Source organism: Candidatus Methanocrinis alkalitolerans, assembly GCF_029167205.1.
Classification (GTDB): Archaea; Halobacteriota; Methanosarcinia; order Methanotrichales; family Methanotrichaceae; genus Methanocrinis; species Methanocrinis alkalitolerans.
The window spans coordinates 1-20534 of record NZ_JARFPL010000015.1 but is presented as its reverse complement, the minus strand read 5'-3'; the positions used below and the strand labels follow the sequence as shown (position 1 = coordinate 20534).

The window sequence follows — 20534 nt, the reverse complement described above, 5'->3', positions numbered from 1 at the left end:
GCCACCTGTTCGAGCCTTGGTGATGATATGGTGAAGATGCCCCCCGAGGTGATAGAGACCCTGGAGAAGCAGTGGCCCATCCCCTTTGCCACCGCCTCCTCCGAGGGAAAGCCGAACGTCGTCTTCATGGGGATCCTGAAGATAAAGGACGACGAGACCCTCCTCTTTGCGGACAACTTCTTCAACAAGACCGCGACGAACCTGGCCGAGAACCCCCGAGCCTCCGTCGTCTGCTGGACGAAGGACCCGAGGCGGTCTTTCCAGATCAAAGGGACGGTGACCTTCGCCGACGAGGGGTCGATCTTTGAGGAGATGGAGGAGTCGGTCCGGGCCCGAAAGCCCGACCTCAACATGAGGCGGGCCGTGATCTTCAAGATCGAGGAGATCTACGAGGCGAACTCCGGCCCGTCGGCCGGGGACAAGATCGCCTGATGGGGATGACCCGAGGGGGCCTCCAACGGCCCCGATCTGCTCTTCTCCATCCACGGCGTTTGTCTTCAATCCTTTTCAATCCCTTTTTCTCGAATATCTGCCTCGCTCCTCCACGACGCAAAGAATAAATATATTGATATTCTATTTGAACGGAGGTGATCTAAATGGTCAAGATGCCAGCTGATGTTAGAGCTACCCTGGAGAAGCAGAAGCCCGCCCCCATCGCCACCGCGGACGCAAAAGGAACGCCGAACGTCGTCTACGTCGGTTTCCTGAAGGTCCTGGACGACGAGACTATAATGATCGCGGACAACTTCTTCTACAAGACCGCAGCAAACCTCGCCGAAAACCCCAAGGTTTCAATCCTCTGCTACGACACCGAGACGAAGAAGTCCTTCCAGATCAAGGGCACCGCCACCATCTACAAGGAAGGAGAGCGCTTCGACGAGATGACCAAGTGGGTTTTAGCCGTCAACAACAAGCTCCCAGCCAAGGCCGCCGTGGTGGTGAAGGTCGAGGACGTCTTCAACGCCATGTGGGGCCCAACGGCGGGGAAGAGGGTCGTCTGAACGGGATATGGCAGAGGGATTTGCCCGAATCGTCCTTTTTTTGTGACCCAGCCTCCGGCCCCGATGCTTCGAGCCGGGTTTTCGGCCTTGAGGAAGTGGATAGATTTATTGAGCATCGAGTCGTCTCTTAACGGCAAGCGGGATAAGATCGCGGAAGCAGCGGAGGGTATTATCGATATGCCGAAGGCGAAGAACTTGAAGAAGGCCTACAACAACCTGGTGGTGGAGCCGCTAGAGACCGAGGAGGAGTTCAGGGATTTTTACGTCGAAAGGCCCGCGAGGGCTCCATCCCCCATCGAGGAGCTGAGGGACCGGATAGATATCTCTGAGAGAAAGGAGAAGTACCTCTTTCTGGGGTTCAGAGGCTCGGGTAAGAGCACGGAGCTGAACCGGCTCTTTGACATGATCGATCCCGACCGGTTTCTGGTGGTCAGCTACTCGATCCGCGACCAACTGAACGTCAGCGACTTCGACTTTCGAGACTTCTTCGTCTCGATGGCCCTGATGATCTACGACAGGGCAGAAGTCGACGGCGTCAAGCTCAACCGGGATATTGAAGAGGATTTTAAGGACTTCGTAAAGCGCATCACAAAGGTCGAAGAGGATGAGGTCACCAGGTCCAGAGCCGCGGGGATCTCTTTGACCCTAGCCAAAGTTCTGCTACTGAAGCTGGGGCGAGAGGCGAAGACCCGGGAATACGTCCGAAAAGAGCTGGAGATGCAGATCAGCGACCTCATCCAGAGGCTCAACTGGCTGATCGTCGACGTCGAGGATAAGACAAAAAAGAAGCTCGTCGTCATCGTCGACGACCTGGACAAGCTGACCCGCGTTGAGCAGGCGGAGGAGTTCTTCTATAAAAACTACGAGCTTCTCTCCCAGCCGAGCTGTTTTGTGATTTACACCTTCCCGATCCCCCTCACCTTCAACCCCTACTTCGAGAACGTCAGGCCCGCCTTCGACGACGCCATAATCCTGCCGCAGCTTCCCGTGATCAACAGAGACGGCAGCAGAAACGAGACGAACCTGGGCTTCTACAGATCCGTTGTAAGAAAGCGGATGGAGGATCACCTGATCGACGACGCCGTTCTGGACGAGGCGATAATATCCACCGGAAAGCTCTCGGAGTTCGTCTCGATCATGAGAGACGCCACGATCAAGGCCTACAGAAACAAGAGGGAGAAGATTGCAAAAGAGGATGTGGAGAGCGCCCTTGAGAAGCTACGGCGGACTTACGACAGGACCCTCACCGAGGCCCACAAGCGCAGGGCTCTGGCGATCCACGAATCGAAGGAGGCCCGCGATCTGGACAAGGACGATGGCATAAGCCGGGAGCTCCTCTTCAGCCTGACGGCCGTCGAGTACGAGGACGAGAACGGGAGATGGTGCGACGTGGACCCCCTCCTTCTGCCCCTGGTGGAAAAATGGAAGATGCGAGATTAGACGAATCGAAGGCTGAAGCCGCGAGGATCGAAGACGCGAGAGTTGAAGTTCCAGGATTAGAGGAAGCGAGGGCTGAAGACCTGGAGGAGATCGATACCATCATCGCGGAGCTGGAGGTCTCGGGTGGGAGGGGCAACCTCATCCTCTGCGTCGTCAACGCTCCTGCCTATCGAGACGGTATCATCCGCGCGTTGAGCGGCAGATTCAAGGCAAAAGTAATTCCCGTCGAAGAAGGCGAAGACGTAATAAAGATTCTGAAGAGTGGGGATTTCGGCGGCGCCGAAGTTCTGATCTGGACTATGCCCGAGAAGCTGACCGATGAGCTGGCGGATGCGCTGAACAACTTTCGAGAGCTATTTTACGATGCAGGGGTTCCAAGCCTCGTCTTTTCGAGCCAGAGCTTTCTCGACGACGTGATAAGAATAGCCCCTGACTTCTGGAGGTACAGGGGGAATTACTACGAGCTGAAGGGGCAAGATCAGGGCTTCGCCTTTGATGCGATCAATGCATTGGCAACGTCTCTGCGCTACCAGAGCAAAGAGGATCTTCTTAGACGAAGGCGAATAAACGAGTACCTCCTCGAAAAGGTGAAGGACGAGAAGGAGGCCGCCAAGATCTTGGATGAACTGGCCGAGATATCTTATCATCTGGGGGAGTACGATATCGCCTCGGAATATTTCAAGCAAGAATTGAGACTTGGAGAGTGGCTAGGTGACAAACGAGGTGTTGCGAGGTCATTGCACAATCTTGGAATTATTGCGTGTGAAACTGGAGATCTCGAAAGTGCGCGCCACCTATATGACGAGAGCATGAAGATATTTCAGGAACTTGGCGACAAGAGCAGCGTGGCAATGTCTCTGCACGAGCTGGGAGTGCTGGCTCAGGACACTGGCGACCTCGCCGATGCCCGCCGCCTCTACGACGAGAGCCTGAAGATTGCACAGGAGCTTGGCAACAAGAGGGGTGTGGCAATCTCGCTGCACAATTTAGGTGTCCTGGCACAGTATACTGGCGACTTGGCGGAGGCACGTCGCCTCTACGACGAGAGCCTGAAGATTGCACAGGAGCTTGGCAACAAGAGGGGTGTGGCAATCTCGCTGCACAATTTAGGTGTCCTGGCACAGTATACTGGCGACTTGGCGGAGGCACGTCGCTTCTACGACGAGAGCCTGAAGATTGCACAGAAGCTGGGCAACAAGAGCGGCGTCGCCATATCTCTGGCCCAGTCCGCTCTTTTGGAAGAGATGGAAGGCAACTTGGAGCGGGCCCTCGACCTGATCCGCCAGGCTGAGACGCTCTTCCAGGAGCTTGGCAGCCCCACAGCCGAACAGGCACGGAGAGATCGCCAGCGACTGGAGAAAAAGGTCGTAAAAAGATAAATTTAAGAGGTAAGAAACTGCTACCAGGGTGCCTGACGTTGATGAAAGATGAAGCAATGATGAAACGAAAAGTTGCAGAGATCTTCGGCCTCTCCCAAGAGGAGTGCGACCTGGTGAACCGGGTCGTCATCGAGGAGATCCTCGCAAGCTCGAAAGACACCCACGACCTCCTCCAGCGGGCCCTCGATCGGTTCGCAAAGACCGAGGGGGAGAAGATGGCGTTTCTCGCCGGGCACATCACTGGCTGGGTGGTCATGAAGGCGGACATGGACATGGATATCGACGCCTACTTCGCCGAGTCCAGGGCGAAGGGGCCGAAGGGGCAGAACACCTGACGGCTTATTCCGCCCCCACCACGACCTTGGTCCCTCTCTTAACTTATTCTTTTCTTCGCCCGGTGGCGAAAGCCCCCTATTTGAGCTTCTCCAGGGCCTTCTTTCCGACCTCTGCCACTGCCTTCTCTACGTCCTCCTTCTTCTCCTCTACATCGGCCTTCAAGGAGGCGGCCTTATGTCCGATATCAGCCTTCATCTTTTCCACCTCGGCCTTGGCATCGGCTTTGGCGTAAGCTGCATCTTTCTCAGCATCGGCCTTCTCCTTCTTCTCCTCGGCGGTAATCTTCTCCGTCATCTAATAACACCTCCTTCTTTGTATAGGATCTATATAGGTGGTCGATGATTATTATAGATTAGTGCTTCGAGCCTGCTCGGAGTTGAAGATCGGCTCTAACGCCCTCTCGTTTCGAACTGAGCGGAAGGGGCGAGGTGAGGAAAGGGTTTTTGGCCCCAGGGATCCAGGGTCCCCCTCACTTTGGGAAAGAGACCTCGACTTCGGACCGGCCTCAGCGGCCGGGAGCTATGGCGGCTCTGGCGCGATCAGTTCGACGGCGACCTGGCGGCCCTCGCCGAGGCGATCTGGGCCGCGAATAAGATGGCGAAGACGGAGCCGCCGGAGGCTCGGCAACGGTTCTACGCCCTCAAAGACGAGTTCATCCTCAGGTACGCCACCAGCGGTCGGAAGGTTCGAGACGAGCCTCCGCCGCCCTGGTACCGGGGGGTCGACGGCTCGGTCCGGATCCTCTACTGCTACCGGGTTCCTGTGGGGGAGAGGGTCTATCGGCTCCACAGCTACCTGCGCCCCCTGGAGATCGAGCCGGACCTCGCCGAGGAGGGCGAGGAGGGGGGTGGGTCCGCCGTCGAGGAATGGTCGTGGCTCCCCCTATCTTACGACGAGCTTTACAAGATGCTCGCGAGCTACGCCCGGGACTGCTGGGGCTATTCTGCGGAGGGGACAGCTTGAGGACCTGCCGACGCCGGATGAGAAGCCGTACGATCTCGACCAATTTTGACCATCTCCCCGGTAACGTCGCCTGAAAATTTAGAACTCAGGAAAGTTAAGTATATACCTCTTCGAGGACGATCCGAGATTGGGGAAAGACCAAAAGAAAGTCAGGACGGGGAACGATGATAGATGACCAGCATATCTGATGCCTTATTTGAAGCGTTGATGACCGCCACCGAGAGGTTGGACGAACTTCGGCAGAGGAGCGGGGCGAAGGTCGCCCTCTTTGCCCTCCTGGCGGCAGCGATATCGATGTACGCCCTCTTCCCCGGCCCCTACGAGCCCCAGATCCCCTGCCCCATGGACGGGACCATCGGGATCGGCCTTGTGCCCCCCCTCTGGTGGGTCGGCGGAGGACCGCAGACTCCCATTCTCTCATCGGTGGGGCTCGACCCCAACTCCCGGATTCGCTACCGCGTCATCCTGGGGACCGCCGAGGAGGATATGGTGGTGGTGGGGACGGCCGAAGGCGGCCGGGGGAGGGAGAACCTTGTCATAAACCTGACGGAGCCCCTCTCGCCGGGGACAGCCTACCTGTGGTGGGTCGAGGCGGAGAACCTTCTTAAGAAGAGGTCCTCTGGCGAGGTTTGGACCTTCAGCACCAGGGACCTTCCCGAGATCCAGCTCTTCGAGGCCGATAGGTCCGTCGTCGACCTCGGGGACGATCTCACCCTCAGCTGGGCTGTGGCCGACGCCTCCGAGGTCTATATAGAGCCGGTGATAGGTCCCGTCTCCCTCCGAGGCGAGACGACCCTCTCGCCCCGGGAGGGGGTCACCTACACCCTCGTCGCGAGAAACTTCGCCGGAGAATCGACGGCCACCGTCGAGGTGGGGGTCCTCCCCTCCTTCATCATCGACTCCATGGCCGGGGGCTGGAGCACCACCGTCGACGGCTTGGGGTCTCGCGTCCTGGGGATCGGGGTGGTCCCGGGGGTCGAAGACGACGCCACCAGGATATCCTTTGACCTCATTCCCGGCGGATGGGCTGGGATCACCAAGACCCCATCCCGGAGAGGCGGCGGCCTGGACCTCGCCGGAACCGACGGCGTATCCTTCTCCTCAAGGGGGGCCGGCTCCGGCTACTCCCTTGAGATCAGGCTGAGGGACGCCGATGGAACGGTCCACCGCCGCTCCTGGGAGGAGGGGGCCGTCCCCATGGACTGGACGCTTATGGAGGCCTTATTCGAGGAGTTCGAATGCGTCGAGGCCGGGAGGAGCTCTTGCACCAATGAGAGCCTCACGGGCGGCAACGTCTCTACAATCAGCTTCGTCGCGGCCGCCCGCGAGGAAGGCGGTTCGGGAAGCTCCGGCTGGATCGCCATCGACGATTTTGTCGCCTTCCGCCGGGAGGGCTTTGTGGCCGAAAAGAGCGATCTGCATTAATCCCTATCGTCTCTCTCCTTCGCCGATCTTTCGGCGAGGGACTCTGCATACTTGAAGTAGCCGCAGATCGGCCGACCCAGGGGGACGATCCTCCCCCGAACCTCGCCACCATCCACCTCGATCTCCGCCGCCGATGGGGCGGAGAGGCGGGGCTCGGTGGGGCTTCCTGGAGATATCAGAAGTTGGGGCCCCGCTTCCACCACGGGCCTGTGAAGGTGGCCGAAGACGAGGGCGTCCACCTCCATCTCCCTTGCGAGTAATGTGGCCCCAGTCGTATCGGCGGAGTAAGAGGCCCGGTGGACGAGGCCTATTCTGACCCCCTCTACCTCCAGGACCCTCCTCTCGGGGAGGATCGACTTCACCTCAGGAGAGTCGGAGTTTCCGGATACCGCCTCCAGGGGACCGAGATCACAGAAGGCTTCGTAGACGTCTAGGCTGATGAAGTCCCCGGCGTGGAGGAGGAGGTCGGCGCCCTCCGCGAGATCGACGATCCCTCTCGGAACCAGGGATCCCGCTTGGAGATGGGTGTCGGAGATGGCGACGATCCGCTTCATGCATGGAGCCTTTTCATCCCCGCCTCTTCGATTCCCAAAAACTCCGCCCCCACGGCGACGACGCTGTTGGTGAATATCGAGGCGTTGATCTCAAATATCGGGTACCTGTGCATGCTGTACTCCGAGACGAGCCAGCTGGTGGTCCTCCGGGAGCCGCAGATCTGGTCGAGGTACTCCTCTGAGACGGGTATGAACGCGGTATCCACCCCCCGCCCCTTCTCTCTCATCAGCTCCACCAGCTCCGACGACGGGTTTGTGGTGATAGGCAGGACGTCCGCACCCCTTTTGAAGGCGCTTTTGACCCCCTCGATACATTCGTAGGTGTTTCCGCTCCCGGTAATGGGGACGTAAACGTCGCCGATCTGAAAGCTGGGGGTGTTGAAGTCCCTCTCCCAGTAGCTCGTCTTGTTCAGGTGGGACAACCTCATCTCGAAGGCTCTAGCCACCAGCCCCGACCTGCCCACGCCGCCGATGATGTACCTTCCGCTCCGGGGAAATAGCCTCTCAAACCACGTAGCGAGCCCCTCCTCATCGACCCGGGAGATGAGCCTGCACTGGGCTGCAAAATCCCTTATAGTCGATAGATAGCTCTCGCAGCCTTTGGTCCTCTCCCCCTCGATCCTACCCTGGACCTCCTTGAAGACGGCGTTCAAGAAGGCTAAAACCTCCAGTTCGAACTCCGTCCCCATGGGGGAGAGCTTGCTGGTTCTCGTCATGTCCAGGTCGTACTTCGTCTTCCCTTTGATCACCAGGACCGAGCCGTTCTCATATTCCTCCACGAGGCTGTGGGCGGTCCCGTCCCTGTTGGCGGTGATGAGCCTAATATCGCCGCCCTGGTTTATTATGTCCTCGATGTACTTGTTCACCGCAGGGGTCTCCCCGGACCCCGATACGGCGATCCCCAGGTTCTTCCTCGTATCTCGGAAGTGCTTCTGGACGGGGTCCTCCATGGTGCAGGGGAAGGCGTTGAAGTGGTTGTAGAGGAGCTGCAGAAAGCTGTAAAGAGAGAGGGCGCTCCTCCCGGCGGCGAGGCCGTAGACGAAGTTCTTCTCGTCCTTCTCTCTCAAAAACGAGGCGAGGGAGTCGGCGAAGCCGTTCACGCTCTCTAGGTCCAGCTGCCCCAGCTTCTCGATGAACGAGCACTGGAGGGCGGTAGCATCCTTATAAGTGTCGATCAGACCTGCCATATAAGAGGTGAATTCAGGAAGAGGGGTGATAATAAGCCTTTGCCCTTCAGCTTATGATCTCCAATAGTCTCCTCTGATCTCTTGCGAGGCTTATCTCCTGGGCGATCCTTCTCCCGTTGGAGAGGTCCTTCTCTATCAGGTCCGAGTAGGGGGAGCCGCCGATGAAGACATTCGTACCGGCGACGATCCGGGCAGAGATCTCGAAGACCTTGAACTTCAGGTCGTCGGTGACGATCGTCTCCAGGCAGAAGGGTCCTATCATCCCTCCGAATAGATCAAGAGACGCCTCGACGACCCTCTCCCCCAGCTCGAAGGCCTTCGGAAGGAGCGACTCTCTCAGGACGAGGGGTATGTTCCCTGTGACGACGAAGCTGGGGAATATCCCCGCCGCCTCCAGCTCGTCCATGGACCCAATCCTGAATATCTCGTCGGCGTTGCTCTCGACCCTCCGGTCTATCCCCAGCATCTCCAGGGTCCCTTTGCTGAGGGCGTACCCGGTGGACCGGATGGGAGAGTAGAAGTAGTGGATGTAGTACCGGGTTCCCAGGATGAACTCCTGGATGGTATGCCGCTGGGAGCTATCGACTTTGCTGAGGTATTCTCCCTTGCTCTTGGATATGAAGAATCCCTTCCCCCCTTTGGCACCGTGATACTTGACGATGACAGGTCGGTCTATCTCCTCGGGGGTCGCAAACCTCATGGGAAGGTCGATCCCGGCCTTGAGGAGCCAGTCCCTCTCCATCTCCCGGTCGCTCTCCCAGGCGAGACACCTTCGGTTACCGAAGGTTGGAACCGGCAACCTCTCGAACTTCTCTGTTCCCAGGTACTCCACCAGAGAGCCGTGGGGAACGACGATGGCGTTCTCCTCAATGAGCCGATCGCTCTCATCGAGAATCGCCCCGTAGCTGTCGAGGCTCAGGAAGGAATCGGGCTTTGCCAGGGGGAACGCGTCGTAGAACTTCGGAGGTCGGCCAAGGCATATCCCCAGGGTCTTGAAACCCTCCTGACGAGCCCCATGAAATATCTGGAGGCTGCTATGAGAACAAACAGTGGCAATAGTTAACTCTTTTGGGTCATACTCTTCCAAAATTTCTTGTATTTTTCTCTTATCTATCATATCTACAACCTTTGGAACGGAGCAACAGGTTCTACCGGTACATAAGCCCTTCGACAGGACCGATATATCTATTCGAGGGTCGATGGTCTCAGGTGGATTGTAAACCCCGATATCCTGGGATCCAGATCCTTTCTCAGAATAGCTTAAAATATCTTCGAAGGGACCTGACCATCATGCGAGCTTCTTTCAGGAGAACGACTGCGGAGACGGAGGTTGAGGTATCCCTCGACCTGGAGGGTTCGGGACGTTCGGAGGTGGAGACGGGGGTACCTCTCCTCGACGAGATGCTGGAGATCCTGGCTCAGGGATCGGGGTTCGACCTCGAGGTGAGGGCTCGAGGAGACCTTCCCACTGGAGATCATCACACCATCGAAGACGTGGCCATCGCCTTGGGCCGGGCGTTTGCCGAGGTGGCGGATGCGGGGATCGGAAGCTCTTTCGTCCCATCCGGAGAGGCTCTCGCCTTCGCGGCCGTGCGTTTCGGTCCGTTGGGATACCGGGACGAGGTCGAGTTTCTGGCCGGTTCCCTGGAGGGGATGGAGCTTGGAAACTACGGCCACTTCATGAGGACCCTCGCCTACAACGGCGAGTTCGCCCTTCATCTGAGGGCCACTGGAGGCGACGACTGGGAGAAGGTCGAGGCGTTGACCCTATCTGTTGCCCGGGCCCTTAAGAGGGCGGTGGCAGACGGCAGAAGAGGTCGCGAAACGAGCTGGAATTCGGATGGAGTTGAACGGATCGAAGAATGAGAATTAGGATGATTTAGACAGCGCGGACCATTATTCAAGAGGATCCAGGGATCAGGACGCTCTCTGGGTCGGCTCGATGAAGATCTCGGAGGTCGCGATGGCGTTGCCGCCTCGAGCGGTGTTGATGGATATGACGATTATGTTCCTCACATCGATATCCATGTAGTTGACGTCCGTCGGGACCGAATGGAACTGACCTTGGCCTGTGACGGTATTACCCCTCTCGGTGTTGATCGCCACTACGCCCTGGAAGGTCTCGTCGTCATCGGGATCGTCGAAGAGGGATACTCCGGTGAGGTCGGATAGTGAAGAATCGAACTTGGTGCTCCTCTTAAGATCATTGGGGCTGAATATGCCGGGCTTTACTGGCGAGCCTCCTTTGGCGAAGTCCTCAATGGAACTTTTTACCAGGTTGAGGGACTCTGGGTAGCCCCGCTCCGTTGCTGTTGGGAGCGGCCCTGCCGTCGCGACGTCGCACGCCGGACCAAAAATGAGGAGCGTGCTCATCAGCACGAGGCCGATGAGCCGACAATTGTTCTCCATCTTTCCCTATTTCAGACACTGGGCTCAGCAGTCACAGCCAGCGGCGGTGCCCTGGGTCGAACATACAGATATGCTGTTCTTCGCAGTAGCGTAACCGGTGGCGGTAGCAAACTGGTTGCCAGAGGATATCTTCTCGATGTTGATTACTCTGGTGTCCCATCGCAATGGTGTAGCAAAGTCCTCGTATACCATTCCGGCGGTCTGGTCTTTTTTAACGTCCAGAGCGTTGCCAGCGTCGCCATGCCAGAAGGCGAAGGCTTTCTGCTCACCAGAGCTGACAAAGTCGAGGTTCATGTTGGCCGGCCAGGTGCCAAAAGACATGTCTCCGGCATTGAAGTCCACCGGGCAGTTTGGTCCGGTACAATCTGCCATCGCTGGAGCGGCAAAGAATGCTACAACCAGCACTAATAGCGCTGCAAATTTCTTTATACTATCACCCCTTCATTGCTTGAAGTAATCATAGTTAGGCGTCGGTCATATTTGTATTTTTTGGTACAATCGATCTGACCCCATAGGCCCTGATTACAAATTCAAAGATTAAAACTGGATGGGCAAAAATGGAGCAATTTGCCCGCCCGGATCTAGCATCTTCGATCCGGGCGCTTCGGGGCGGGCATCTGACGGTGATATTCGGTTCTTATCGGCTCCCATCTCCGGGCTTCACCTGACGCTTTTTGCCCCCTCCTCCAGGATCTCCAGGTTCAGGGGTATAAGCTTCGGCTTCTTGGCGAAGGTCCGCTCGAAAGCCCCGCCGAAGGCCTCGCGAGGGAGGCCGAGGTTTCCCAGCTCCATCAGGGCGCCGAACATGGCGGTGTTGACGGCCTGTTCGACCCCACGTGATAGGGCGATATCGGTTGCGGGAACTGCGACGGCCCTCACCCCCTCCGGCGGCTCGAAGGGTCCTGCCAGGGATTCGTATAGGATAAGCCCTCCCTCTCTGACGTCGGCGGCGAACTTCTCCAGAGAAGGCCGGTTGAAGGCTACGAGGACGTCGGGCTCGTCGACCACCGGGGAGCCTATCGGCACCCCGGAGATGACGACGGAGCAGTTGGAGGTCCCCCCCCTCTGCTCCGGGCCGTAGTCGGGGTACCAGGAGACGAAGCGACCGGATCGGTACGAAGCCTGGGCGAGGGCGAGCCCCATGCTGAGGACACCCTGGCCGCCGAACCCCGCGATCTTGACGCCCTTGACGGCAAAGGATGGGTCGGGCAGAACCTCGACTTCTTCCTCCCCAGCGAGGCCGAAGATAGAATCGAGGGAGGCCTTGGAGAAGTCGGACGCCTCCCTCTCGATCGGCTCCGTCTCGCTGGACCGGTCCCTGAACCTCTTCAGGGGAAACTCCCGCTCCATCTCCTTGTTGATGAACTGTTCGACCCCCTTCGCGTCCATCCTCATGATGGTAGGGCAGGGAGAGAGGAACTCGACGAAGGCGTAGCCCTTCTTGTCCCTCTGGATCTCAAGAGCCCTCCTGACGGCTCGACGTGCCTTTCGGATATGATTTATGTCCGATAGGGAGACCCGCTCGATGTATACCGGTGCTCGGAGGGTGTCCAGGAGCTCGCAGATGTGGATAGGGTATCCGGAGTCTCGAGGGTCCCTTCCGGCTGGGGTCGTCGCGGTCACCTCGCCGATGAGGGTCGTCGGGGCCATCTGGCCTCCTGTCATCCCGTAGACGGTATTGTTGACGAAGAAGACCGCCATCTTCTCACCCCGGTTCGCTGCCTGGACCGTCTCATTCAGGCCGATGGAAGCGAGGTCGCCGTCCCCCTGGTAGGAGATGAGGATGGCGTCGTCCTCGGCCCGAGATAAGCCGGTGGCGATCGCCGGAGCCCTCCCGTGGGCAGCCTGGACGTGGCCGCAGTCGAGGTAGTAGTAGGCGAAGACTGCGCACCCCACCGGGCTCATGACCGCGCACCGGTCCTGGATATCGAGGTCCGCCATGGTGTCGGCTATGATCTTGTGGAGTATTCCGTGGCCGCACCCCGGGCAGTAATGGGTGGCCGTGGGGGCGGACCCCCCCTTCCTCTCAAACGTGCCGTAGAATCCAGCAGGTCCGATGACCTTCTCTCTGGCGGCCATTTATGCCACCTCCCTGATCTTTTCTAGGATCTGGTCGCGCTGGATGAGGTTTCCTCCGTACCTCGAGACCAGGGCGACGTCCCGACATCCCGTCGCAAGCCTTATGTCCTCTCTCAATTGGCCGTCGCTCATCTCGACGGAGATGAACTGGCAGTCCCTTTCGGCGAAGGCCTTCAGCTCCCCGTTGGGGAAGGGGAAGAGGGATATGGGCCTGAAGAGGCCGGCGCGTATCCCCTCTTCCCTCGCGCCGTCGACGGCGGACTTTGCGATCCTGCTGCTGATCCCGTAGGAGACGAGGATGACGTAGGCGTCCTCGCACCTGTAAAGCTCATACTCAACTTCGTCCTCCCGGATCCGATGGTACTTCGCCTGTAGCTTGAGGTTGTGGGCCTCCAGCTCTTTGAAGTCGAGGTCTATGGAGGTGACCAGGTTTCCTCTCGTCTTCCTATTCCCGCGGACGGCCCAGGAATCGTCGATATCAGGCTCGATCGCTTCTTCCGGAAAGCTCAAAGGCTCTACCATATGGCCCAGGACACCGTCGGCGAGGATCACCGCCGGGTTTCTGTACTTGAAGGCGAGGTCGAAGGCCTTGATGGTGAAGTCGCACATCTCCTGGACGGAGTTTGGGGCGAGAACTATGTTCCTGTAGCATCCGTGACCTCCGCCCTTGACCGTCTGGTTGTAGTCGGACTGCTCCGGCCCGATGTTTCCAAGGCCCGGTCCGGCTCTCGCGATGTCGACGATGACGCAGGGCAGCTCTGCCCCCGCAATGTAGGATATCCCCTCCTGCTTGAGGCTCATGCCGGGGCCGGAGGAGGCGGCGAGGACCCGGTGGCCGGCGGCCGCCGCCCCGTAGACCATGTTTATCGCCGCCTCTTCCGACTCCGCCTGGACGAACTTCCTCCCCACCTTGGGGAAGTATTTTGAGGCCTCATGGAGGATCTCGCTGGCGGGGGTTATGGGGTAGCCGAAGTAGCAGTCGCATCCCGCGTACATCGCCCCGACGATCACTGCGCTGTTTCCATCAACTAGCTGGGCTGGCATCTCTTCAATCCTCCTGGAACCTCTCCTTTGAAGGTATGTGGACCTCGACGGCGAAGGGCTCGGGACAGGTGTAATAGCAGTTCCCGCAGCCGATACATCCCTCCCCCGAATAGACGGCGAAACGGTAGCCTCGGGCGTTGAGCTCCTCCCCGAGGGTGAGGACGTTTGCGGGGCAGGCGATGATGCACCTCTCGCAGGCTTTGCATTCGATGGCGTTTATCACCGGGTAGGGCTTATCCTTCTCCCTGATCTCGACCCTTCTGATCTTGCCGCTGATCGTCTTTGGCAGCTCATCGGCGAACTCGACGATCCTCGGGTACTTGTAGGGGGCTGTGATCCTCTTGACGTGGTTTTGTAGCTCCGCCTTCAGCTCCTCCGACGGGACGTAGCCCTTGGTCAGGACGACCGTAGCCTTCACCACCTGCCCCCGGAGGGCGTCCGGGACCCCTGTGATGGCGCAATCCAGGACCGCCGGATGGGTGAGGAGGGCGCTCTCCACCTCGAAGGGGCCTACCCGATAACCGGAGCTCTTGATGATGTCGTCGGCCCTCCCGACGAACCAGAAGTACCCGTCCTCGTCGACCCAGGCGGTATCTCCGGTGTGATAGTAGTCGTCGTGCCAGGTGTTCCTCATCTTCTCGGGGTCGAGGTGATAGTCGACGAAGAGGCCTGGAGGCCTGCCTCCGTCGGTCTTGATGACGATCTCCCCCTCCTCGCCGACCTCGCAGATCCGGTCGTTCTTGTCCACCAGGACCATATTGTATCCTGGCGAGGGCTTTCCCATGGACCCGGGCTTCGGGTCCATCCACGGGTAGTTGGCTATGGCGACGACCGTCTCCGTCTGGCCGAACCCCTCCATCAGCCGAAGCCCCGTAGCCGCGAGGAACCTGTCGTATATCGTCGGGTTTAGGGGCTCGCCGGCGGTGACGGCGTACCTGAGGGTCGAGAAGTCGTACCCAGAGACGTCCTCCTTAATCATGAACCGATAGATGGTGGGTGGAGCACAGAAGGTGGTGACTTTGTACTTCGCCGCCATCTCCATCATCCGTCCGGCGTCGAAGCGGTCGTAGTCGTAGACGAAGACAGCAGAGCCCGCGATCCACTGGCCGTAGAGCTTACCCCAGACCGCCTTTCCCCAGCCGGTGTCTGCGACGGTGTAGTGGAGGCCGTCGTCCTCGACGTTCTGCCAGAACTTGGCTGTCAGGATGTGGCCGAGGGGGTAGGTCTGATCGTGGTTGACCATCTTGGGGTTGCCGGTCGTCCCGGAGGTGAAGTAGGCGAGGAGGACGTCGGAGTTCTTCGTCGCGGCGTCGCCCGTCTGCCTCTCGAACTCTGGGGATGCCGCTTCCAGCTCGCCCTTCAAGTTCAGCCAGCCGTCCCTGGAGCCGTCCCCGACGAAGGCCTTCAAGACCGGGGCGCCTCCCAGCTCGTCGCAGGCTCCGTCTACCTCCTCGGGGACACCCTCGCCGGCGATGGAGATGATCATGGAGAGGTCCGCCCTCCTGATCCGGTAGACGATATCCTTCCTCTTCAGCATGTGGGTGGCGGGGATGGCGACGGCGCCGATCTTGTGAAGTCCGATCATGCAGATCCAGAACTCGTACCGGCTCTTTAGTGATAGCATCACCGTCTTCCCCTTTTTGATCCCGCGGCCCAAAAAGAAGTTGGCAGCCCTGTCGCTCTCGCGCTTCATCTCCCCGAAGGTTATGATCCTCTCCTCGCCGAGGTCGTTGCACCAGACGAGGGCGACCTTATCGGGGTCATCTTTCGCATAGACGTCGACCACGTCGAAGGCGAAGTTGAAGTTCTCTGGGACCTTGATCTTGAAGTTCTCTATGAAATCCTCGTAGCTATCGAATTCCGTCCTCGAGACGAACCTCTCCAGTAAAGACGACATTTTAAGATCCTCTCTGTGCTGTTATATCACCACGACGAGCATCTTTGCGGGCCGGCCGTTCTTTGCCTCCATGGCGTGTCTGTAGGAAGAGTCGAAGAGGATCGAGTCGCCTTCGTCCAGGATGATCTCGTGATCGTGGATGTAGAACTTGAGCGACCCCTCCAGGACGTAATCGAACTCCTGCCCCGGATGGCTGTAGGCGGTGGGCTTCTCCTTCATCGGATCGATGGTGACGGTGAAGAACTCAGCCTTCTTGGAGAGGAATTTGCCAGCCAGGTTCTGGTACCTGTACTGCCTCCTCCGTTCCACCTCGACCCCCTCCCCCTTCCTCGTTACAGTGAATATCCGCATCCTCGCCTCTTCGCCGGTGAGAAGGAGGTTCATATCCACGTCGAGCCTCTGCCCGATCTCGAAGAGCTTGCTCGCCGGAATATCCGTCTTCCCCTCCTCGTAGCAGCAGTAGGTCTCCAGGGGAACCTTCAGGTATTCTGCCATCTCCTCTGCCGTCACCTTCGACAGCTCTCGCAGCTCGCGAACCCGGGATGCGATCTCTTCAATGGTCTCCGCCATGCCGATTCACCAACTGAACCTCGATATACCTATGGTATTTAGCCTCTACCTCTCGGCGGGAGGGGCGGATTTGATAGTAAAGGGCCGATAAAAATCGATGGGGAGGTCTCTGCCCCTCCGGATGGAGGCGAGAGGCCGACCTCAACCTATTAATAAACCCCGACCCCTTGATCGTACCGAAGATGGAAACTATCGAATATCTCGAACATACCGCCGACGTCAAGTTCCGGGCCCGGGGCCGGAGCCTGGAGGAGGCCTTCGAGAACGCGGGGCTGGCGATGATCGGGGCCATGATAGACCCCGCCACCGTCAGGGTGGAGGAAACCTGGCCCGTCGATATCGAAGCGGAGTCCCTGGAGGGGCTCCTCTACGACTGGCTCTCGGAGATCCTCTACCTCTTCGAGGTGGAGCTGGCGGCGTTTTCGAAGTTCCAGGCGGAGATCGAGGAGGTGGAGGGGGGCTGGAGGCTTTCAGGTCGGGTCGGCGGGGAGAGGGTCGACGCCGGAAGGCACCTCTTCGAGACGGAGGTGAAGGCGGTCACCCTCCACCAGTTCGAGATAAAGAAAGAAGCGGGAGAGGGTGGAGACGAGATCTGGACCGCTCAGGTGGTTTTGGACGTTTGAGGTGATCTCATGCTGAAGAAGGTTGACGATTACATCTTTGAGGTGCCGATGGGCCACCAGAAAGGGATGCGGGTACCGGGAAGGATCTTCATCTCCGAGAAGCTCTTAGAGCAGGTCGAACCGGGAACCATCGACCAGGTGGCGAACGTCGCCACCCTCCCCGGCATAGTAAGATGTTCCATGGCGATGCCCGACGCCCATCTAGGCTACGGATTTCCCATCGGGGGCGTCGCCGCCTTCCGGGAGGATGGTGGGGTCATTAGCCCCGGTGGAGTCGGCTTTGACATAAACTGCGGCGTCCGGATGCTCAGGACAGACCTCTTCGCGAAGGATGTGGTGCCGATGATATCAAACCTCGTCGAGGACCTCTTCCACGACGTCCCTTCCGGCGTAGGAGCCAAGGGGAGGCTCCGGGTCTCGGAGCACGAGCTCGATGAGGCCTTCACCCGGGGGGCAGCCTGGGCGGTGGAGGCGGGGTATGGCGTTCCCGCAGACCTCGAGCACTGCGAGGAGGACGGCCGGATGGAGGGAGCGATGCCGGAACAGGTGAGCCTCAAGGCGAGGAAGAGGGGCAGGCCCCAGCTTGGGACCCTGGGGAGCGGAAACCACTTCCTGGAGATCCAGAGGGTCGACGAGATCTTCGATTTTGGCCTCGCCAAAAGGTTCGGCCTCTTTGAGGGGCAGATCACCGTCATGATCCACTGCGGATCGAGGGGGGCAGGCCACCAGATCTGTACCGACCACCTCCAGGTCCTCAGCCGGGCGGTCCGAAAGTACGGCATAGACCTCCCCGATAAGCAGCTCGCCTGCGCGCCCCTGGGGACTCCGGAGGCCGATAACTACTTCGGGGCGATGGCGGCTGCCGCGAACTACGCCTGGGCGAACCGGCAGATCATCTCCGCCTGGACGAGGGAGGTCTTCGAGAGGTTCTTCCCCGAGGCTCGCCTCGACCTCGTCTACGACGTCGCCCACAACGTCGCCAAGGTCGAGGAGCACTCCGTCGACGGGGCGATGGAGAGGCTCGTCGTACACAGGAAAGGGGCGACGAGGGCCTTTGGTCCGGGGAGGCGAGAGATCCCGGACGCTTATCGGGATCTGGGCCAGCCGGTGATCATACCCGGGTCGATGGGGACTCCATCTTACGTCCTCTGCGGAGGAGAGGGGGCGATGAAACTCACCTTCGGCTCCGCCTGCCACGGGGCGGGGAGGATCATGTCCAGGACCCAGGCGAAGAAGACATACGGAGGGACCGAGGTGAAGGACGCCCTCTCGCGGCGGGGGATCAAGGTTATGGCGACCCACCCGAAGATGCTCGCCGAGGAGGCACCCGAGGTCTACAAGCCCAGCGACGAGGTCGTCGACGTCGTCCACCGCCTGGATATAGCGAGGAAGGTGGCGAGGGTCGTGCCCCTGGGAGTCTCCAAGGGATGAGGCTATCGGTCGTTCTGGTGGAGCCGATGTACGAGGGGAACGTCGGCTCTGTGGCGAGGGCGATGAAGAACTTCGGCTTCGCAGACCTCGTCCTCGTCCGCCCCTGCGAGATCGGGGATTTCGGCCTGGCCATGGCCTCCCACGCCCGAGACCTGATGGAGGGGGCGAGGGTCGCGGAGGGGCTCGACGAGGCGGTGGCGGCCGCAAACCTCGTCGTCGGGACGACGGGAGTTTTGGGCCGCTCCACCAATCGACACCTGAGGGTTCCTGCCCTCTCTCCAAAGGAATTGGCAGAGAGGCTCGGGGGGACGGCGGGGGATGTGGCCCTTCTTCTAGGACGGGAGGACGACGGCCTCTCCCGCCAGGAGCTTTCCGCCTGCGATCTCATCGTCTCGATACCCACAAGCCCCGAGTATCCGATAATGAACATATCCCACGCCGCAGCCGTTCTATTTTATGAGCTGTCCGCCGTCGGGGCCGGTGAGGTGGAGCTGGCCCGCTCCGAGAACCTCGCACGCCTCCTCGCCCGGTTCCGGACCGCTCTCGTGGCGTCGGAGTACCACCAGCATAAGCTCGATAAGACGATGCTGATGTTGAAGCGGATCTTCGGGAGGGCGACCCTCACCGACCGGGAGGTTCAGACCCTCTACGGGATCGTCGAAAACCTCCGGTGGGGTGCAGTCCACCGGGGTGGCGAGTTCGAGAAAGACGGAGAAGTCGAGGGGGGTGGAGAAGTCGGGGAGGACGCCGGGGTCTGTAGGGGGATTGTGGAGGGGACGCTCCCGTAAGAAAAAGGTGAGATTTAGGGAGGGCCTAGGCCGCCCCCCAAATCTTAGATTGGGCATCTCTAATCCGAGATCAGACGTTGACGACATACGTCCCGGCGATCTTGTCGTGCCACCCCTGCCTCTTCTTGTCTATCAAGATCCAGACAAATCCTAGGAGTATCACCATCGCAGATATGATCATCCCGATCCACCGGAGGAAGCCCTTTCCGTATCCGATCGGATAGGTCCCGTCGGTCCCGACCAGCTTGATCTTCATCGCCATCATTCCCGGAGTCTGGCCGTTTCCGAAGAAGTAGGTGTAGTAACCGACCGATACCAGGACGCCCAGGAAGGCGATTATGCCGCTCAGAGCGCCTCCGACGTTCATCGAGGCGTAGCTGAGGAACGATCCTATGACTCCGACTATGATGGTGTCGATCAGGTAACATATGAACCTCGACCCCACGCTCGCCAGATCTAGGGTCAGCCCCATCTTCTCTTCAGCGATTTCCATCTCCATCTTCCAGCACCTCCATAAAATTTCTCCGATAATCAGTTACATAACCCTCATATAAATATTCTCCTTGTTTTCGTTAAGCTTATCGATTAATTTTCGGATTTCGTAAATGGTCGGATTTCGTAATTTATCTCAACACGGTAAAAATGCTTGGAATGGATCCGAGGATCAAAGCCCCTAAATTGGCTATGGATGCTGGGCAAGGGGGATCTCCTTCGGGCTTCTTTGGGCTAAAGGTGTCAGGTCCGAAAGATCACCCGAAAATTTCCGGGTGGTCATCCATCACGCTCTTACGACGTAGGTCCCGGCGATCTTGTCGTGCCACCCCTGCCTCTTCTTGTCGATGAGGACCCAGGCGTACCCCAGGAGGAGGACGATCCCGGATATCTCCATCCCGACCCATCGGAGAAAGCCCCTGCGCAGGCCCACCGGCTCGACGCCGTCGGCCCGGACCAGCCTGATCTCCACAAGCCTCATCCCTGGGGTCTCTCCTTTCCCGAAGAAGTAGGTGTAGTATCCCATCCCGATCGCCGCCATGATGAAGTAAACCGGCGAGAGCTCCTCAACTACGCCGCTTCCGGCCATCGCCTCGCCCATCTCGCCTCCGGAGAGGAAGATCAGGGCGATGTAGATCACGCTCAAGACTATCAAGTCGACGATGAAAGACGAGAGCCTCTGGCCGACGGTGGCCAGGTCCGGGCCCCCTTCGCTCTTCTTCGCATCTGCCTCACCCATTATTCAAACCACCAGCTGGGGATCTTCGCCGACAAGGTGCGTCAGCCGAGTGTGACTACTCCCCGCCCTGAAGGGCGGGGCTTCTAGCTTTTGGCAGAGACTGTAGCCCCAGTCTCAGAATGTTTATCGCCGCATTCTCGTCACGGTCCATGACCAGCCCGCATTGAGGACATTCAT

The 20534-nt window shown here is 59.1% G+C and carries 24 protein-coding genes; 11 read left to right on the top strand and 13 right to left on the bottom strand.

Annotated features, from left to right (window positions below; all coding sequences use genetic code 11):
* Positions 1–27: 27 nt before the first annotated feature.
* From P0O24_RS06205 to P0O24_RS06185, 5 genes are all read left to right on the top strand, one after another.
* Entirely contained in the window at positions 28–432 is a 405-nt protein-coding gene (locus P0O24_RS06205) for a pyridoxamine 5'-phosphate oxidase family protein (protein ID WP_316968877.1), read from the top strand.
* Between the two features lie 164 nt (positions 433–596).
* Positions 597–1001 carry a pyridoxamine 5'-phosphate oxidase family protein gene (locus tag P0O24_RS06200; protein WP_316968876.1) on the top strand — a complete coding sequence of 135 codons (405 nt, stop codon included), beginning with the start codon at positions 597–599 and terminating at the stop codon, positions 999–1001.
* A 108-nt stretch (positions 1002–1109) separates the two neighbouring features.
* Positions 1110–2441, top strand: coding sequence for a hypothetical protein (locus P0O24_RS06195; RefSeq protein WP_316968875.1), 1332 nt, complete (start codon positions 1110–1112; stop codon positions 2439–2441).
* Entirely contained in the window at positions 2423–3820 is a 1398-nt protein-coding gene (locus P0O24_RS06190) for a tetratricopeptide repeat protein (protein WP_316968874.1), read from the top strand. The genes P0O24_RS06195 and P0O24_RS06190 overlap by 19 nt, the downstream gene beginning before the upstream one ends.
* 41 nt (positions 3821–3861) lie before the next feature.
* A complete protein-coding gene (locus P0O24_RS06185; protein ID WP_316968873.1) occupies positions 3862–4155 on the top strand; it encodes a hypothetical protein in 294 nt (97 codons plus the stop codon).
* A gap of 76 nt (positions 4156–4231) precedes the next feature.
* Here P0O24_RS06185 and P0O24_RS06180 read toward each other — a convergent pair whose 3' ends face one another.
* Positions 4232–4450, bottom strand: coding sequence for a hypothetical protein (locus P0O24_RS06180; RefSeq protein ID WP_316968872.1), 219 nt, complete (start codon positions 4448–4450; stop codon positions 4232–4234).
* A 180-nt stretch (positions 4451–4630) separates the two neighbouring features.
* Here P0O24_RS06180 and P0O24_RS06175 point away from each other — a divergent pair, with 180 nt between their 5' ends.
* The gene (locus P0O24_RS06175; protein WP_316968871.1) at positions 4631–5119 is read left to right on the top strand and encodes a hypothetical protein; all 489 of its coding nucleotides are present in this window, start codon (positions 4631–4633) and stop codon (positions 5117–5119) included.
* Positions 5120–5290: 171 nt separating this feature from the next.
* The gene (locus P0O24_RS06170; RefSeq protein WP_316968870.1) at positions 5291–6544 is read left to right on the top strand and encodes a hypothetical protein; all 1254 of its coding nucleotides are present in this window, start codon (positions 5291–5293) and stop codon (positions 6542–6544) included.
* Here P0O24_RS06170 and P0O24_RS06165 read toward each other — a convergent pair.
* From P0O24_RS06165 to P0O24_RS06155, 3 genes are read right to left on the bottom strand one after another with little or no spacing between them, the layout of a single operon-like run.
* Complete coding sequence (locus P0O24_RS06165; protein WP_316968869.1) at positions 6541–7098, bottom strand: metallophosphoesterase; 558 nt, start codon at positions 7096–7098, stop codon at positions 6541–6543. The genes P0O24_RS06170 and P0O24_RS06165 overlap by 4 nt on opposite strands.
* Positions 7095–8285 carry a phosphoheptose isomerase family protein gene (locus P0O24_RS06160; RefSeq protein ID WP_316968868.1) on the bottom strand — a complete coding sequence of 397 codons (1191 nt, stop codon included), beginning with the start codon at positions 8283–8285 and terminating at the stop codon, positions 7095–7097. The genes P0O24_RS06165 and P0O24_RS06160 overlap by 4 nt, the downstream gene beginning before the upstream one ends.
* A 46-nt stretch (positions 8286–8331) precedes the next feature.
* Complete coding sequence (locus tag P0O24_RS06155; protein WP_316968867.1) at positions 8332–9402, bottom strand: formate--phosphoribosylaminoimidazolecarboxamide ligase; 1071 nt, start codon at positions 9400–9402, stop codon at positions 8332–8334.
* A gap of 173 nt (positions 9403–9575) precedes the next feature.
* On the opposite strand from P0O24_RS06155, the gene P0O24_RS06150 reads away from it, so the two are divergent.
* Positions 9576–10151, top strand: coding sequence for an imidazoleglycerol-phosphate dehydratase (locus P0O24_RS06150; RefSeq protein WP_316968866.1), 576 nt, complete (start codon positions 9576–9578; stop codon positions 10149–10151).
* A gap of 51 nt (positions 10152–10202) precedes the next feature.
* Here the strand turns inward: P0O24_RS06150 and P0O24_RS06145 are convergent, their stop codons facing one another.
* From P0O24_RS06145 to P0O24_RS06120, 6 genes are all read right to left on the bottom strand, one after another.
* Entirely contained in the window at positions 10203–10664 is a 462-nt protein-coding gene (locus tag P0O24_RS06145; RefSeq protein ID WP_316968865.1) for a hypothetical protein, read from the bottom strand.
* Positions 10665–10718: 54 nt separating this feature from the next.
* Positions 10719–11015 carry a hypothetical protein gene (locus tag P0O24_RS06140; RefSeq protein ID WP_316968864.1) on the bottom strand — a complete coding sequence of 99 codons (297 nt, stop codon included), beginning with the start codon at positions 11013–11015 and terminating at the stop codon, positions 10719–10721.
* A 339-nt stretch (positions 11016–11354) separates the two neighbouring features.
* Complete coding sequence (locus P0O24_RS06135; RefSeq protein WP_316968863.1) at positions 11355–12773, bottom strand: 2-oxoacid:acceptor oxidoreductase family protein; 1419 nt, start codon at positions 12771–12773, stop codon at positions 11355–11357.
* On the bottom strand, positions 12774–13817 hold the full coding sequence (locus P0O24_RS06130; RefSeq protein WP_316968862.1) for a 3-methyl-2-oxobutanoate dehydrogenase subunit VorB: 1044 nt from the start codon (positions 13815–13817) through the stop codon (positions 12774–12776).
* A gap of 4 nt (positions 13818–13821) precedes the next feature.
* Positions 13822–15714 carry an AMP-binding protein gene (locus P0O24_RS06125; RefSeq protein ID WP_316968861.1) on the bottom strand — a complete coding sequence of 631 codons (1893 nt, stop codon included), beginning with the start codon at positions 15712–15714 and terminating at the stop codon, positions 13822–13824.
* 21 nt (positions 15715–15735) lie between these two features.
* The gene (locus tag P0O24_RS06120; protein WP_316968860.1) at positions 15736–16284 is read right to left on the bottom strand and encodes a helix-turn-helix domain-containing protein; all 549 of its coding nucleotides are present in this window, start codon (positions 16282–16284) and stop codon (positions 15736–15738) included.
* 182 nt (positions 16285–16466) lie between these two features.
* Here P0O24_RS06120 and P0O24_RS06115 point away from each other — a divergent pair, with 182 nt between their 5' ends.
* The 3 genes from P0O24_RS06115 to P0O24_RS06105 are packed head-to-tail and all read left to right on the top strand — an operon-like array spanning position 16467 to position 19126.
* A complete protein-coding gene (locus P0O24_RS06115) occupies positions 16467–16907 on the top strand; it encodes an archease (RefSeq protein WP_316968859.1) in 441 nt (146 codons plus the stop codon).
* A gap of 9 nt (positions 16908–16916) precedes the next feature.
* Positions 16917–18338 (top strand): RtcB family protein, encoded by a 1422-nt coding sequence (locus tag P0O24_RS06110; RefSeq protein ID WP_316968858.1) that lies wholly within the window; start codon positions 16917–16919, stop codon positions 18336–18338.
* The gene (locus P0O24_RS06105) at positions 18335–19126 is read left to right on the top strand and encodes an RNA methyltransferase (protein WP_316968857.1); all 792 of its coding nucleotides are present in this window, start codon (positions 18335–18337) and stop codon (positions 19124–19126) included. The genes P0O24_RS06110 and P0O24_RS06105 overlap by 4 nt, the downstream gene beginning before the upstream one ends.
* A 70-nt stretch (positions 19127–19196) precedes the next feature.
* Here P0O24_RS06105 and P0O24_RS06100 read toward each other — a convergent pair whose 3' ends face one another.
* The 3 genes from P0O24_RS06100 to P0O24_RS06090 all read right to left on the bottom strand — a co-directional run.
* Positions 19197–19625 carry an RDD family protein gene (locus P0O24_RS06100; protein ID WP_316968856.1) on the bottom strand — a complete coding sequence of 143 codons (429 nt, stop codon included), beginning with the start codon at positions 19623–19625 and terminating at the stop codon, positions 19197–19199.
* 279 nt (positions 19626–19904) lie between these two features.
* On the bottom strand, positions 19905–20357 hold the full coding sequence (locus tag P0O24_RS06095; protein ID WP_316968855.1) for an RDD family protein: 453 nt from the start codon (positions 20355–20357) through the stop codon (positions 19905–19907).
* Between the two features lie 55 nt (positions 20358–20412).
* A partial coding sequence (locus P0O24_RS06090; RefSeq protein WP_316967155.1) for a zinc ribbon domain-containing protein occupies positions 20413–20534 on the bottom strand: 122 nt, incomplete at its 5' end.

Coding starts and splice junctions, on each gene's coding strand:
- P0O24_RS06205 (WP_316968877.1), top strand. CDS start 28: ATGGTGAAGATGCCCCCCGAGGTGATAGAGACCCTGGAGAAGCAGTGG.
- P0O24_RS06200 (WP_316968876.1), top strand. CDS start 597: ATGGTCAAGATGCCAGCTGATGTTAGAGCTACCCTGGAGAAGCAGAAG.
- P0O24_RS06190 (WP_316968874.1), top strand. CDS start 2,423: ATGGAAGATGCGAGATTAGACGAATCGAAGGCTGAAGCCGCGAGGATC.
- P0O24_RS06185 (WP_316968873.1), top strand. CDS start 3,862: ATGAAAGATGAAGCAATGATGAAACGAAAAGTTGCAGAGATCTTCGGC.
- P0O24_RS06180 (WP_316968872.1), bottom strand. CDS start 4,450: ATGACGGAGAAGATTACCGCCGAGGAGAAGAAGGAGAAGGCCGATGCT.
- P0O24_RS06170 (WP_316968870.1), top strand. CDS start 5,291: ATGACCAGCATATCTGATGCCTTATTTGAAGCGTTGATGACCGCCACC.
- P0O24_RS06165 (WP_316968869.1), bottom strand. CDS start 7,098: ATGAAGCGGATCGTCGCCATCTCCGACACCCATCTCCAAGCGGGATCC.
- P0O24_RS06160 (WP_316968868.1), bottom strand. CDS start 8,285: ATGGCAGGTCTGATCGACACTTATAAGGATGCTACCGCCCTCCAGTGC.
- P0O24_RS06155 (WP_316968867.1), bottom strand. CDS start 9,402: ATGATAGATAAGAGAAAAATACAAGAAATTTTGGAAGAGTATGACCCA.
- P0O24_RS06150 (WP_316968866.1), top strand. CDS start 9,576: ATGCGAGCTTCTTTCAGGAGAACGACTGCGGAGACGGAGGTTGAGGTA.
- P0O24_RS06140 (WP_316968864.1), bottom strand. CDS start 11,015: ATGTCTTTTGGCACCTGGCCGGCCAACATGAACCTCGACTTTGTCAGC.
- P0O24_RS06135 (WP_316968863.1), bottom strand. CDS start 12,773: ATGGCCGCCAGAGAGAAGGTCATCGGACCTGCTGGATTCTACGGCACG.
- P0O24_RS06130 (WP_316968862.1), bottom strand. CDS start 13,817: ATGCCAGCCCAGCTAGTTGATGGAAACAGCGCAGTGATCGTCGGGGCG.
- P0O24_RS06125 (WP_316968861.1), bottom strand. CDS start 15,714: ATGTCGTCTTTACTGGAGAGGTTCGTCTCGAGGACGGAATTCGATAGC.
- P0O24_RS06120 (WP_316968860.1), bottom strand. CDS start 16,284: ATGGCGGAGACCATTGAAGAGATCGCATCCCGGGTTCGCGAGCTGCGA.
- P0O24_RS06115 (WP_316968859.1), top strand. CDS start 16,467: ATGGAAACTATCGAATATCTCGAACATACCGCCGACGTCAAGTTCCGG.
- P0O24_RS06110 (WP_316968858.1), top strand. CDS start 16,917: ATGCTGAAGAAGGTTGACGATTACATCTTTGAGGTGCCGATGGGCCAC.
- P0O24_RS06105 (WP_316968857.1), top strand. CDS start 18,335: ATGAGGCTATCGGTCGTTCTGGTGGAGCCGATGTACGAGGGGAACGTC.
- P0O24_RS06100 (WP_316968856.1), bottom strand. CDS start 19,625: ATGGAGATGGAAATCGCTGAAGAGAAGATGGGGCTGACCCTAGATCTG.
- P0O24_RS06095 (WP_316968855.1), bottom strand. CDS start 20,357: ATGGGTGAGGCAGATGCGAAGAAGAGCGAAGGGGGCCCGGACCTGGCC.